This window comes from Candidatus Pseudomonas phytovorans, from assembly GCA_029202525.1.
Lineage (GTDB): Bacteria > Pseudomonadota > Gammaproteobacteria > Pseudomonadales > Pseudomonadaceae > Aquipseudomonas > Aquipseudomonas phytovorans.
On the sequence record CP119325.1, the window covers coordinates 2441996 to 2455807 of the forward strand.

At 61.2% G+C, this 13812-nt stretch carries 15 protein-coding genes; 13 read left to right on the forward strand and 2 right to left on the reverse strand.

Annotation, left to right across the window (positions count from 1 at the left end; translation table 11 throughout):
- The first annotated feature begins 110 nt into the window (after window positions 1-110).
- The 4 genes from P0Y58_10730 to P0Y58_10745 all read left to right on the forward strand — a co-directional run bounded on the left by P0Y58_10730 (window position 111) and on the right by P0Y58_10745 (window position 2787).
- Window positions 111-590 (forward strand): histidine kinase, encoded by a 480-nt coding sequence (locus tag P0Y58_10730; GenBank protein ID WEK32637.1) that lies wholly within the window; start codon window positions 111-113, stop codon window positions 588-590.
- A gap of 77 nt (window positions 591-667) precedes the next feature.
- Entirely contained in the window at window positions 668-1993 is a 1326-nt protein-coding gene (locus P0Y58_10735) for an MFS transporter (protein WEK32638.1), read from the forward strand.
- 94 nt (window positions 1994-2087) lie between these two features.
- The gene (locus P0Y58_10740; GenBank protein WEK32639.1) at window positions 2088-2384 is read left to right on the forward strand and encodes a type II toxin-antitoxin system MqsR family toxin; all 297 of its coding nucleotides are present in this window, start codon (window positions 2088-2090) and stop codon (window positions 2382-2384) included.
- A 1-nt stretch (window position 2385) separates the two neighbouring features.
- Entirely contained in the window at window positions 2386-2787 is a 402-nt protein-coding gene (locus P0Y58_10745; GenBank protein WEK32640.1) for a type II toxin-antitoxin system MqsA family antitoxin, read from the forward strand.
- A 71-nt stretch (window positions 2788-2858) separates the two neighbouring features.
- Here P0Y58_10745 and P0Y58_10750 read toward each other — a convergent pair whose 3' ends face one another.
- On the reverse strand, window positions 2859-4541 hold the full coding sequence (locus P0Y58_10750; protein WEK32641.1) for an electron transfer flavoprotein-ubiquinone oxidoreductase: 1683 nt from the start codon (window positions 4539-4541) through the stop codon (window positions 2859-2861).
- Window positions 4542-5074: 533 nt separating this feature from the next.
- Between P0Y58_10750 and P0Y58_10755 the strand changes: the two genes are divergently transcribed.
- From P0Y58_10755 to P0Y58_10795, 9 genes are all read left to right on the forward strand, one after another.
- Entirely contained in the window at window positions 5075-5824 is a 750-nt protein-coding gene (locus P0Y58_10755) for an electron transfer flavoprotein subunit beta/FixA family protein (protein ID WEK32642.1), read from the forward strand.
- Window positions 5825-6754 carry an FAD-binding protein gene (locus P0Y58_10760; GenBank protein ID WEK32643.1) on the forward strand — a complete coding sequence of 310 codons (930 nt, stop codon included), beginning with the start codon at window positions 5825-5827 and terminating at the stop codon, window positions 6752-6754.
- A 75-nt stretch (window positions 6755-6829) separates the two neighbouring features.
- On the forward strand, window positions 6830-7651 hold the full coding sequence (locus P0Y58_10765; protein WEK32644.1) for a transporter substrate-binding domain-containing protein: 822 nt from the start codon (window positions 6830-6832) through the stop codon (window positions 7649-7651).
- A gap of 9 nt (window positions 7652-7660) precedes the next feature.
- Window positions 7661-8014 carry a DUF4398 domain-containing protein gene (locus P0Y58_10770; GenBank protein ID WEK32645.1) on the forward strand — a complete coding sequence of 118 codons (354 nt, stop codon included), beginning with the start codon at window positions 7661-7663 and terminating at the stop codon, window positions 8012-8014.
- On the forward strand, window positions 8011-8823 hold the full coding sequence (locus P0Y58_10775) for an OmpA family protein (GenBank protein WEK32646.1): 813 nt from the start codon (window positions 8011-8013) through the stop codon (window positions 8821-8823). Before P0Y58_10770 ends, P0Y58_10775 begins: the two co-directional genes overlap by 4 nt.
- 374 nt (window positions 8824-9197) lie before the next feature.
- A complete protein-coding gene (locus tag P0Y58_10780) occupies window positions 9198-10640 on the forward strand; it encodes a PLP-dependent aminotransferase family protein (protein WEK32647.1) in 1443 nt (480 codons plus the stop codon).
- A 64-nt stretch (window positions 10641-10704) separates the two neighbouring features.
- Window positions 10705-11184 carry a hypothetical protein gene (locus tag P0Y58_10785; protein WEK32648.1) on the forward strand — a complete coding sequence of 160 codons (480 nt, stop codon included), beginning with the start codon at window positions 10705-10707 and terminating at the stop codon, window positions 11182-11184.
- Between the two features lie 129 nt (window positions 11185-11313).
- Entirely contained in the window at window positions 11314-11568 is a 255-nt protein-coding gene (locus P0Y58_10790; protein WEK32649.1) for a YkgJ family cysteine cluster protein, read from the forward strand.
- Window positions 11569-11601: 33 nt separating this feature from the next.
- Complete coding sequence (locus P0Y58_10795; protein WEK33310.1) at window positions 11602-12207, forward strand: START domain-containing protein; 606 nt, start codon at window positions 11602-11604, stop codon at window positions 12205-12207.
- A 181-nt stretch (window positions 12208-12388) separates the two neighbouring features.
- On the opposite strand, the gene gltA is transcribed toward P0Y58_10795, so the two are convergent.
- The gene (gene gltA / locus P0Y58_10800) at window positions 12389-13678 is read right to left on the reverse strand and encodes a citrate synthase (protein ID WEK32650.1); all 1290 of its coding nucleotides are present in this window, start codon (window positions 13676-13678) and stop codon (window positions 12389-12391) included.
- Window positions 13679-13812 lie beyond the last annotated feature (134 nt).

A 13812-nucleotide genomic window follows, 5' to 3' on the forward strand; every position in this document is an offset into this window, starting at 1 on the left:
TCCCGACTTCTATCAAAGAAGACCGCTGCCAGGCTTGGCCTTGGCAGTAGCCGTTACCGGCGCAGTATGGTCATGGAGCGTACCCATTACCCAACTGCCCAGGTCCCACCATGGCAAACAAGACCCTGCGCATCCTTATTGCCGACGCACACCCATGCCAGCGGCTGCAGCTGGAACGGCTGCTCAACGGCCTGGGCTATTACCGGATAGCCCCCGTGGAGAGCTTCGAGGAGCTGCAGCGCCTGGTGCATTGCGCCTTGCAGCCATTTCACTTGCTGCTGGGCAATATCGAGCTGGCCAATCATGCCGGGGTCGACCTGGCGCGCTTCTGCCGCGTCAGCACGCAGATCCAGCACGCGCTTCTTTACCACTCCAGTCAGTTGAAAGTGCCCTCGGTGCCGCAGACCGAGCGCCAGTCGGTCAGCCTGAGCCTGCCGCAGGTGCCTGATAACGAGGCGCTGGAGTCGTTCATGGCAATCATCGACGCGCCACTGCTGATCGGCAAACTGCCGTTGCCGGGCAGCATGCCGGCTACTGCGGTGCGGCCACGGCCGCGGGCCAATTTCGCGCACACGGTGTTCAACCGCTAGCGGCGCAGGGGCAGGGGCAGGGCAACGGGGCAGCTATTTGCTATCCTCTTGCCCTTTGCCGATTTGCGGACCCTGCCATGACTGCCATCGATACCGCTCGCCCGCCCCGGTTCAGCCGCGGCGATCACCGGACCCTGGGCCTGGCTGCATTGGGCGGCGCGCTGGAAATCTACGATTTCATCATTTTCGTGTTTTTTGCGCTGACCCTCAGCCAACTGTTCTTCCCGCCTGAAATGCCCGAGTGGCTGCGCCTGCTGCAAAGCTTTGGCATCTTCGTCACCGGTTACCTGGCGCGGCCGCTGGGCGGCATCCTGATGGCGCACTTTGCCGATCACTTGGGGCGTAAACGGGTGTTCAGCCTGAGCATCCTGATGATGGCCCTGCCATGCCTGCTGATCGGCGTGATGCCGACCTATGCCGACATCGGCTATGCCGCGCCGCTGATTCTGCTGGCGCTGCGGATCTTCCAGGGTGCGGCTGTGGGCGGTGAGGTGCCGAGTGCCTGGACCTTCGTTGCCGAGCACGCGCCAGACGGGCGGCGCGGCTACGCACTGGGCTTCCTGCAGGCCGGGCTGACCTTCGGCTACCTGCTGGGGGCGCTGACCGCGACCTTGTTGGCGCAGGTGTTCACGCCGCAGGAAATCCTCGACTACGCCTGGCGCTACCCGTTCCTGCTGGGTGGAGTGTTTGGCGTGATTGGCGTGTGGCTGCGTCGCTGGCTCAGCGAAACGCCGGTGTTCCTGGCCCTGCGCGCACGTCAGGAGCAACCGGTGAAGTTCCCGTTGCGGCGGGTACTGAGCGAACACCGCCGGGCGTTGATCCCGGCCGCATTGCTGACCTGTGTGCTGACCTCAGCGGTGGTGGTGCTGGTGGTGATTACCCCGACGGTGATGCAGCAGCGCTTCGGCATGAGCGCCGGACACACCTTCGCCCTGAGCAGCGTGGGTATCGTCTTCCTCAATATTGGCTGCGTGCTGGCCGGGTTGCTGGTTGACCGCGTGGGCGCCTGGCGTGCGCTGATGCTCTACAGCGTGCTGTTGCCGCTGGGTATCGGCGCGTTGTACGCCAGCCTGATTGGGCAGTGGGGCATGAACTGGCTGGCCTACGCGCTGGCGGGGTTGAGCTGCGGTGTGGTGGGGGTGGTGCCGTCGGTGATGGTCGGGCTGTTCCCGGCCGAAATCCGTGTGTCGGGCATTTCCTTTACCTACAACGTGGCCTACGCCCTGTGGGCCAGCACCACGCCCTTGGCGCTGATTGCCCTGATGCCGTGGAACCCGTGGGTGTGTGTCGGGTTTTGTCTGATCATGGGCGCGGTAGGGTTGCTGACGGCCTTGTATTTCGGGCGACGTGAGCCATTGGTATTTGCGGCGGAGCCGATACCGATCATGTGCGGTGACAAATGACTGGATAGGGGGTTTTGCAGGCTGAAGCAGACTTCCGGGTGGGGGTTATTGAAATAACCTATTAGCCAAATTTAACCTGGAAGGTTAATTTCTCATGGAAAAGAGAACGCCTCACTGCCCGCTGGATCGGCTGCAAACCTTGTTGAGCCAGGGCAAGGTCCGTACTACCCAGGCGGCGGCCTTGGGGGCGCGGTCACTTGGGCTACGTCCCTATGACATGTTGGATGTCGTCCGCAGGCTATCGCCGCGCGACTTCCATAAAAGCATGACGAGCTACCACGATCACCGGGTCTGGCAGGATGTCTATCGGGCGCAAACCGCCGGTGGCAGAGCCTACCTCAAGCTGACAGTGATCGACGATTTGCTCATCGTATCTTTCAAGGAGCTTTGAAATGAAATGTCCCCTGTGTGGAGGCGCAGAGTTGGTCGCGCAGTCTCGAGACATGCCTTATCGCTACAAAGGTGAGTCGACCGTCATCCCGGAGATCTCGGGTGACTACTGCCCGGCCTGTGGTGAAGCGGTGCTGAGCATGGACGAGGCACAGCGTATGAGTGATCTGATGACGGCGTTTGAGCGCAAGGTCAATGCGGCCGTTGTCGATCCAGGTTTCATTGTTGCCATGCGCAGGAAGTTCGACCTTGATCAGCGAGAGGCTGGGGAAATTTTCGGTGGTGGGGTCAATGCATTCTCCCGTTATGAAAACGGCAAGACCACGCCGCCAGTGGCGCTGGTCAAACTGTTCAAACTGCTGGATCGCCATCCAGAGCTCTTCGAGGAAGTGCGTACTGCCTGATAGTGGCAGTTAACAAAAAGCCCCCGGCTCATGAGACCCGGGGGCTTTCTGTTGCAACAAGGGCAGGGGCGTTACATGTTCGGGTAGTTCGGCCCGCCAGCGCCTTCAGGGGTGACCCAGGTGATGTTCTGGGCCGGGTCCTTGATGTCGCAGGTCTTGCAATGTACGCAGTTCTGCGCGTTGATCTGGAAGCGCTTGTTGCCGTCTTCCTGGGTGACCACCTCGTACACGCCCGCTGGGCAGTAGCGCTGGGCCGGTTCGTCGTACAGCGGCAGGTTGCTGGCGATCGGTACGTTCGGGTCGGTCAGCTTCAGGTGGCAAGGTTGTTCCTCTTCATGGTTGGTGCTGGAGAGGAATACCGAGCTGAGCTTGTCGAAGCTGAGCTTGCCGTCCGGTTTCGGGTAGTCGATCTTTTTCGAATCGGCGGCGAGCTTGAGGCAGGCGTAGTCCGGCTTGGTGTCGTGCAGGGTGAACGGCAGCTTGCCGCCGAACCAGTTCTGGTCAACATAGTTGAACGCACCACCGAGCAGTGGGCCGAACTTGTGCAGCGCCGGGCCAAAGTTGCGGCTGGCAAACAGTTCTTCGTGCAGCCAGCTGGCCTTGAAGGCATCAACGTAAGTGTTCAGCGCATCGCCACCCTCGCTGCCAGCGATCAGTGCGTCTGCTACTGCTTCGGCCGCGAGCATGCCCGACTTCATCGCGGTGTGGCTGCCCTTGATCTTCGAGAAGTTCAGGGTGCCAAGGTCGCAGCCGATCAGGGCGCCGCCGTTGAAGACCATCTTCGGCAGCGAGTTCAGGCCGCCCTTGCAGATGGCGCGGGCGCCGTAGCTGATACGCTTGCCGCCTTCGAGGTACTGGCTCATCACCGGGTGGTGCTTGAGGCGCTGGAATTCGTCGAACGGCGACAGGTACGGGTTGGCATAGGACAGGTCGACGATCAGGCCGACCACCACCTGGTTATTTTCCAGGTGGTAGAGGAACGAGCCACCGGTGTTGTCCTTGGCCACCACATCCAGCGGCCAGCCGGCGGTGTGCACCACCAGGCCCTGTTCGTGCTTGGCAGGGTCGATTTCCCAGATTTCTTTCAGGCCGATGCCGTAGTGCTGGACATCGGACTCGTTGTCGAGGTCGAAGCGCTTGATCAGCTGCTTGCCGATGTGGCCACGGCAACCTTCGGCGAACAGGGTGTACTTGCCACGCAACTCCATGCCCGGGGTGTACATGCCATCTTTGGGGTGGCCTTCACGGTCCACACCCATGTCACCCGTGACGATGCCGCGCACCACGCCGTTTTCATCGAACAGCGCTTCCTGGGCGGCGAAGCCCGGGTAGACTTCCACGCCCAGGTTCTCGGCCTGCTGGGCCAGCCAGCGGCACAGGTTGCCCAGCGAGATGATGTAGTTGCCATGGTTGTGCATGGTCTTGGGCACGAACAGGTCAGGCACCTTGGTGGCGCTGCCGGCATCCTTGAGCACATAGATGTCGTCGCGCTTCACTTCGGTGTTCAGCGGGGCGCCGAGCTCTTTCCAGTCAGGGAACAGCTCGTTCAGCGCACGGGGTTCGAACACCGCGCCGGAGAGGATGTGGGCGCCGACTTCAGAGCCTTTTTCCACCACGCAGACGCTGATTTCGCTACCGGCTTCGGCGGCCTTCTGCTTCAGGCGGCAGGCGGCGGACAGGCCCGCCGGGCCGGCGCCGACGATGACCACGTCGAATTCCATGTATTCGCGTTCCACTGGTTCTCTCCTACTCATCAAGGCTCGTGCTATTGCTTTGTCTTATTGGGTGCTTGCGCGCAGTGGCTCATCACGGGAGCGAAACTGTAGCTGCGCAAATGACGGACTACACCGTTTTGTCTTGGCCGCGCATTATATCTACACCACTTGGCGGGTCCAATACAAACGTTTGTTTGAATTTGCCGCAGGCCAGTAAAATCACAGGAACGCGGCTGGAGGGTGACCGATTTGCCGTATTGACCGGATGGGGTGTTACGGTCAAGATACGAGCGGTTTTACGTTCGCCGTAGGCTTGCAGCCGGGCGCAGGTACACCTCTAAAGACCAGGTGTGGAGCAGGGTTTTGCGGCCTTGGGCCGGTTTGTAGTGGAGTTTACACGCCACGACAGAAAATGACCCGTGAGTATTTGTCGCAAGAGTCCGGACAAGACTGTTCGGTCACGCTGAAGATACTGGCTCCCGATACGTTTTTAGAGGTGCCCTTGTACCCACGCGCATCGCCGGGCTCTGCCCCAGGCGACTATCTATTCACCGGAGAGTAACGAGGAATCCATGAAGGTTCTTGTAGCTGTCAAACGAGTGGTCGACTACAACGTCAAGGTTCGCGTCAAAGCGGACAACTCCGGCGTCGACCTTGCTAACGTCAAGATGTCCATGAACCCCTTCTGCGAAATCGCCGTGGAAGAAGCCGTACGCCTAAAAGAGAAAGGCGTTGCGACCGAGATCGTCGTCGTGTCCGTCGGCCCGACCACTGCCCAGGAGCAACTGCGTACCGCCCTGGCCCTGGGTGCCGACCGTGCCATCCTGGTAGAGGCTGCTGACGAGCTGAACTCCCTGGCTGTGGCCAAGGCGTTGAAGGCCGTTGTCGACAAGGAGCAGCCGCAGCTGGTCATCCTTGGCAAGCAGGCCATCGACAGCGACAACAACCAGACCGGCCAGATGCTGGCTGCGCTGACCGGCTACGCACAGGGCACCTTCGCCTCCAAGGTCGAAGTCGCTGGCGACAAGCTGAACGTCACCCGTGAAATCGATGGTGGCCTGCAGACCGTATCGCTGAACCTGCCAGCCATCGTCACCACCGACCTGCGCCTGAACGAGCCACGCTACGCGTCGCTGCCGAACATCATGAAGGCCAAGAAAAAGCCACTGGAAACCGTTACTCCAGATGCGCTGGGCGTTTCCCTCGCCTCCACCAACAAGACCCTGAAGGTTGAAGCCCCGGCTGCCCGCAGCGCTGGCATCAAGGTCAAATCGGTGGCCGAACTGGTCGAGAAGCTGAAGAACGAAGCGAAGGTAATCTAAATGACTATCCTGGTTGTCGCTGAACACGAGAAAGGTGCCGTAGCCCCGGCCACCCTGAACACTGTCGCTGCTGCCGCCAAGGTCGGTGGTGATGTACACGTGCTGGTCGCTGGCCAGAACGTTGGTGGCGTTGCTGAAGCCGCTGCCAAGATCGCTGGTGTGGCCAAGGTGCTGGTTGCCGATAACGCCGCCTACGCCCACGCTCTGCCAGAGAACGTCGCGCCGCTGATTGTCGAGTTGGCAAAGGGTTACAGCCACGTGCTGGCCCCGGCCACCACCAACGGCAAGAACATCCTGCCGCGCGTTGCCGCGCTGCTGGACGTGGACCAGATTTCCGAGATCATCTCGGTCGAGTCCGCCGACACCTTCAAGCGCCCGATCTATGCCGGTAACGCCATTGCCACCGTGCAATCGAGCGCTTCGGTCAAGGTCATCACCGTGCGTACCACCGGCTTCGACCCAGTCGCCGCCGAAGGTGGCTCGGCCGCTGTTGAAGCGGTTGGCGCTGCGCACAACGCTGGCATTTCGGCCTTTGTTGGTGAAGAGCTGGCCAAGTCCGACCGCCCTGAGCTGACCGCTGCCAAGATCGTCGTTTCCGGCGGCCGTGGCATGGGTAACGGTGACAACTTCAAGCACCTGTACAGCCTGGCCGACAAGCTCGGCGCTGCCGTCGGTGCCTCGCGTGCTGCGGTTGACGCAGGCTTCGTGCCGAACGACATGCAGGTCGGCCAGACCGGCAAGATCGTTGCGCCGCAGCTGTACATCGCCGTCGGTATCTCTGGCGCGATCCAGCACCTGGCCGGCATGAAAGACTCCAAAGTGATCGTTGCGATCAACAAGGACGAAGAAGCGCCGATCTTCCAGGTGGCCGACTACGGCCTGGTCGCTGACCTGTTCGAAGCGGTTCCGGAGCTGGAAAAGCTGGTCTGATCCGCCTGCTTCACTTATAAAGAACCCGGCCCTCGCATTGAGGGTCGGGTTTTTTTATGGGTTGAGGAGTGAGGGATGACGTTGCGCGGAACGGGCAGGGTGCTGGCATGCATGGCAGTGTTGGCTTCGCCATTGGCCATGGCAGCAGGCAAATGCGAGCGCCTGGTGGCAACCGGCAGCCCCGATGCGCCGCCCTATTCGTGGCAAGACCCGAAAGACCCGAAACACCTGATCGGTGCCAACGTGGACCTATTGCGCCAGGTCGCTGGCGAGCTGGGTGTGAAGGTAGAAGTACTGAATGCAGGCCGTCGCGATCAGGCCCTGGAGGAAGTGCGCAGCGGGCGTATGGACTTGCTGCTCGATACGCCCATGCAGGTCGAACAGCTGACCGCGCTGGACTACATCCACCCACCCCTTCAGCTCAACGAGTACCTGGTGTGGACACGCCACGACGCCGAGCTGACTTTCGATGGCCCGGCGGACCTGGCCAAATACCAGGGCAGCTTGTCTGAGCGCGCGCGCCTGACCCCGGCCTTTACCGCGTTTGCCAAGGCCCAGCTGAAGCTGGTGCCGGCGCAGAACCTGACCCAGGCGTTCCAGAAGCTGGTGCTTGGCCAGGTGGACTACGTGCTCGCCGGCCGCTATTCGGGCATGGCCATGGCCCAGAGCCTGGGCATGAACAATGACCTGATCGCCCGTGGCCTGCCGGTGGATCGGCCAGGCCTGTACCTGGCCCTTTCGCACAACTCGGCATGCAATGACAGCTGGTTGCGTGGGCAATTGGCGAAAAAACTGACAGAATTGCCGATCTCCGGTGCGTCCGAGGCCGTCCTGCAACGTAATGTCGAGCGCTGGAAAGCGCAGTTGCAGGTGCCGGCGGACGCCCCCAAACACTAGGAAGATTGCGTGAGAACCCAACCACTAATCCTTGCCTTGGCCGTGCTCGGCCTGGCTGGCTGCGCCAACGACCCGGCCCCTGACGAGCAGATGCGCATTTCCGAACAGGCACTGGAACAGGCCAAGGCCGTAGGTGCCACCGAGCAGGTCGAAACGCTCAAACTGGCTGAAGACAAGCTGTCCCGGGCCCGGGCCAATATGCTGACTGAAGACTACCGCGACGCGCGCATGCGTGCCGAGCAGGCCGAACTGGATGCTCGTCTGGCCGAGGCGCAGGTACTGAACCAGAAGAGTGAAGAGCAGTTGCAACTGCTACAGTCGCGGGTCAAGCGCTTGCGCAAGCAACTGGAGGTGCAGCCATGATCCGCCGTACGCCATTGGCCGCGCTGGCGTTGCTGGTGCTGGCCGCAGGTTTGCAAGGTTGCGCCAGCCAGCGCAGCTCTGCCGCGCTGGATGAAGCCAGTGCCACCTTCGCCAAGGTCAAGGATGATTCCGATGTGCTGCGCAGTGCGCCACGGGACGTTATCCGCGCAGGCGAGTCGCTGGCCCGTGCCGAGCGCCTGTCCAGCTACATCGGCACCGGTTCCGATGTGCGTCATTACGCCTACCTTAGCCAGCGCTACAGCGAAATTGCCAGTGAGCATGCCAAGCTGGCGCTGAGCCAGGAGCGCCAGGCCAAGCTTGACCTTGAGCGTCAGCGCCTGCAGCTGGCGTTGCGCGAGGCCAAGCTGGCCAGCGTGCAGCAGCAGGGCAAGTGGGTCGAGTCGCAGATCGCTGCACTGGCTTCGGAGCAGACTGACCGTGGCCTGGTAATGACCTTGGGTGACGTGCTGTTCGATACTGGCCGGGCCGACCTCAAGAATTCGGCCAGCCGCACCGTGCTCAAGCTGGTGCAGTTCCTTCAGCTCAACCCGCGGCGGGTGGTGCGGATCGAGGGCTATACCGACAGCACTGGCGCGGCCGAGGACAACCTGAAGCTGTCGCGCGACCGGGCGCAGGCCGTGGCCGACATGCTTGTGGACCTGGGTATCGACGAAAAGCGTCTGCAGGTCGAGGGCTATGGTGACCAGTACCCGATCGAGGCCAATGCCTCGGAGCGGGGCAGGGCGCAGAACCGCCGGGTGGAGATCGTGTTCTCCGACGACAAGGGCAAGCTCGCGCCGGCGCGGTGAGGCTGGGGTGTTTGCCTCGGCATTGTCTGCGCCTATGAGATCGAGCGCCGCCCGCGCGGCGCATCGCGAGCTGCGCTCGCTCCCACGTTTGTTTCGGGCCAGTAACGCTTGTGGCAGGCGCGCGCGACCGCCTGGTGTGTACGGCACAATATCGAGCCGTGCGCCAGAGCGTTCGCGCACAAATCCCTCAGGAATAATTGGCCCGAAACAAACGTGGGAGCGAGCGCAGCTCGCGATGCGCCGCGCGGGCGGCGCTCGATCTGGCAGGCGCCTAAGATGTTGTGGCGAGCACGCCATCTGTCCCAGTACACTTTGCAACTGTTACGGTATCCTCTACCGTCACTGAGCCGTACAAGAACAACGAGCCTGCCGCCATGACCAACCTGTTGCTGTACCAGCGTATCGCCCAGCAACTGGCCGATGACATCCGTCGCGGTGTCTACCAGCCAGGCGAGCGGGTACCTTCCGTGCGCAAGATGAGCGCCCAGCTCAATGTCAGCCATGCCACGGTGCTGCAGGCCTATGCCAACCTTGAAGACCAAGGGCTGATCCGCGCGCGGCCACAATCTGGCTACTACGTGCACCAGACGCCGGCCCTGACCGCGCAAACCCCGGACATTGCCCGGGTGGAGCGCCCCGGCCTGGTCACTCGCGCCAGCATCATCCAGCAAGTGCTGACTGAGGCCCGCCGTGATGGCGTGTTCCCGTTCGGCGCTGCGGTGCCGCATGTCGACTACCTGCCGGTCCGTGCCTTGCACCAGCAGATTGCCAAGGTCACCCGCTTTCACAGCCCGCGCGCCTTTAGTTACATGTTCAGCCCCGGTTTCGAGCCGCTGCGACGGCAGATCGCCATTCGCATGCGCGATGCCGGCGTGCTGGTCGACCCGCGTGAAGTGATCGTGACCCATGGCTGCGTTGATGCCCTGCAAATGTCGCTGCGTGTGCTGACCCGCCCGGGCGATCTGATCGCTGCCGAGTCGCCGACGTATTACGGCTTGCTGCAACTGGCCGACCTGCTGGGCCTGAAGGTGATCGAAATCCCCAGCGACCCGTCCACCGGTATTAGCCTTGAAGCCTTGCAGTTGGCGGCCAACCAGTGGTCGATCAAGGCCTTGGTGCTTACCGCCCGGCTGAGCAATCCGTTGGGCGGCACTGTTCCGGAAGAGCGGCAGAAGCAACTGTTACGCCTGGCGTCGGATTTCGACATCCAGATCGTCGAGGACGACATCTATGGCGAGTTGATGTTCGAGCAAGGCAAGACCAAGGCGTTGAAGGCGTACGACCGGCTGGACAGAGTGATCTACTGTTCAAGCTTTTCCAAGACCCTGTCCCCGGGTGTGCGTGTTGGCTGGATGATCGCCGGGCGCTACCAGGACGAAATTCAGCGCCTGCAGACCTTCACCACCCATTCGGCCTGTAGCGTGACGCAGATGGGTGTAGCGGCTTACCTGGAAAATGGTGGCTACGACCGCCACCTGCGCTATATCCGCCAGGAGTATCGCAAGAACCTCAGCGCCTACCAGTTGGCGGTCCAGCAGCACTTCCCCGAGGGTACCCAGATGACCCGGCCGACGGGCGGCTTCATCCTCTGGATAAGCCTGCCCGGGCGGGTCAATACTCAGGAGTTGCATGTGCGGGCGCTGGAGCAGGGCATCAGCATCGCGCCGGGGTTAATATTCAGTAATACAGAACAGTTCAACCACTGCATCCGCCTTAACTGTGGCATCCCGTGGAACAAGGAAGCCGAGCGGGCCGTGATTACGCTCGGTTTGTTGGCTCAGCAGTTGTGCAGGGAGCCTGGGCTCACACTTTTGTAAGGCTTGCCAGCCGGCTGTGGAACATGGAGCATACGCACCTTTCTTGCCAGTCTGTCCATTTGCCATGAATGTCTTGCGCTGTTTTGCCCTGATCTTGTGCCTTGCAACGCTCTGCTACCCGGGCAGCCCAGCCTTGGCCGCGCAGCCGGCAAGCCAGGCGCAGGCAGCCCAAGGCAAGCCCGTGCAAAAAAAGGTGGCAGCCAAGCCCGCGCAGAAGCGGGTGGTAAAAAAGGCCGCCAGCAGCAAGGCCAAGGCGCATAAACCGACCAGCAAAGCGGTGGCCAAGCCCCTGCCCAAGCCCAAGCTGGACCTCAGCCTGCCCGTCGATATGGTCAACGCCCTGGAGCCGGATGTCGGCACCCCGTCGCCTATCCAGCGGCGCAAGCCTTTGCTGCCGCCAATGTTTACCGAAAAGCCGGAAACCAGCGACAGCCCCTTCCAGCTCAATGGCCGGCTGATCAATAACGAAATGCAGCTGCAGTTGCGCAATGACAGCCGTCATGACGTGGAAGGGGCAGCGATTGATTTCGAGTACCGGCAGTAGCCGGGAGCTGACTGCTTGGTCACGGCAGATTTCATCGTGCCAGCAATTTCAAACGACTGTTTGAGCGGTTACTATCCAGGGACGTTCGTCCCGTTTTGTTCCAGGGAGTCCTGATTTTGGTGAATAGCCATGAACTGCCGTGAGGGCTGTGGTGCCTGCTGCATCGCCCCGTCCATCACTTCTGCGATGCCGCGCATGCCCAATGGCAAGCCGGCTGGCGAACGCTGCCTGCACCTGACGGCTGCCAACCTTTGCGATCTGTTCGGCAAGGCTGAGCGGCCGGCGGTGTGTGGCGGCTTCAAGGCGGATGTCGAGGTGTGCGGCAGTGACCGTGACGAGGCAATCAGGATTCTTGGCTGGTGGGAGCAGATGACGGCGGCGTGACAGGCTGGATCTTCGACAACAAGGATAAACATGATGAGATCGTTCAAGCGTATTGCACTGCTGTGTGGTGTGGGTGTTCTGCTGTCGCCTGCGGCCTGGGCTGAAAACTGGCAGGTGGCCAAGGACGAGGAGGGCATCAAGATTTCCCTCAGCGAAGTGGCCGGCTCCAAGTACAAGGCTTACCAGGGGGTTACCCTGATCAAGGCGCCGCTGGCCAAGGTGCAGGCGCTACAGGAAGATGTGACCGGTGCCTGTGCCTGGATTCACGAGTGCAAGTCACAGAAGCTGCTCAAGCATGAAGGCGACCAGAGCTGGACCTACACCCAGTTCAATACGCCATGGCCGGTGACCCCGCGCGATTCCGTGCTGCACATCACCACGGTCAAGGGCGCGGATGGCAGCCTGACCCGTAACCTGGTCGAAGAGCCGACCTATGTCCCGGAAGAAAAGGGCTTTGTGCGGGTGGCGAAAGTTGAGGGCTTCTGGAAGCTGGTGCCCAAGGGTGACAGCACGGAAGTAACCTATCAGGTGCACACCGAACCGGGTGGTAGCGTGCCGGCGATGGTGGCCAACAAGTTCGTGGTGGATGCGCCGTTCAATACCCTGAAAGGGCTGCGTGAGCGGGCCGAGAAAAACTGAGGTTTTCTACTGCCTGTAGCGGCCTCTTCGCGGGCTTGCCCGCTCCCACAGGTACTGCACAGCCTTTGAGCGCTGTGCGGTACCTGTGGGAGCGGGCAAGCCCGCGAAGAGGCCGGTACAGGAAAAGCGGGAATAAAAAAGGCTGCCCGAGGGCAGCCTTTTTGCGTTCGGCGATTAAAGCTTACTTGCGGTCCTTCAGTGCAGCGATGTCGCGTTTTGGCTCGCCGGTGTACAGCTGGCGCGGGCGGCCAATCTTGTACGGGCTGGAGAGCATTTCTTTCCAGTGCGAGATCCAGCCCACGGTACGTGCCAGGGCGAAGATCACGGTGAACATGCTGGTCGGAATGCCGATCGCCTTGAGGATGATCCCCGAGTAGAAGTCGACGTTCGGGTACAGCGAGCGCTCGATGAAGTACGGATCGGTCAGGGCGATCTCTTCGAGGCGCATGGCCAGTTCCAGCTGCGGGTCGTTCTTGATGCCCAGCTCGCGCAGGACTTCGTCGCAGGTCTGCTTCATCACGGTGGCGCGCGGGTCGCGGTTCTTGTACACGCGGTGACCGAAGCCCATCAACTTGAACGGGTCGTTCTTGTCTTTGGCCTTGGCGATGAATGTGTCGATGTTCGAGACATCGCCGATTTCATCGAGCATGGTCAGTACGGCTTCGTTCGCACCGCCGTGGGCCGGGCCCCACAGTGCGGCGATACCGGCGGCAATACAGGCGAACGGGTTGGCACCCGACGAGCCGGCCAGACGCACGGTGGAAGTGGAAGCGTTCTGCTCGTGGTCGGCGTGGAGGATGAAGATCCGGTCCATTGCCTTGGCCAGCACCGGGCTGATCGGTTTGATCTCGCACGGAGTGTTGAACATCATGTGCAGGAAGTTTTCCGCGTACGACAGGTCGTTGCGCGGGTACATCATCGGCTGGCCCATGGAGTACTTGTAAACCATCGCGGCCAGGGTCGGCATCTTGGCGACCAGGCGCACCGCAGAAATTTCGCGGTGTTGCGGGTTATTGATGTCCAGGGAGTCGTGATAGAACGCCGACAGGGCGCCGACCACGCCGCACATCACCGCCATCGGGTGAGCGTCGCGGCGGAAACCGTTGAAGAAGGACTTCAGCTGCTCGTGAACCATGGTGTGGTTCTTGACGGTGCTGACGAACTGGGCCTTCTGCTCGGCATTCGGCAATTCGCCGTTGAGCAGCAGGTAGCAGGTTTCGAGGTAGTCCGATTGTTCGGCGAGTTGCTCGATCGGGTAGCCGCGGTGCAGCAGGATCCCTTTGTCACCATCAATGTAGGTGATCTTCGACTCGCACGAGGCGGTCGCCATGAAACCAGGGTCGAAGGTGAAGTGACCAGTGGCCCCCAACCCGCGGACGTCGATTACATCAGGACCAACGGTGCCGGTTAAAATGGGCAGCTCGACGGGGGCAGCGCCCTCGATGACCAACTGCGCTTTTTTGTCAGCCATGTGGCCTCCTATTAATGCTAGAAATCATCAGACAGACCCCCCACGCAGGGCCCGCACCACTATAGAGGGATAAATTCAGATGTCAATTTGCCTAAAGGCTTGTTGAAACAGGCTTTCAAGCCTGATTTTTCCCG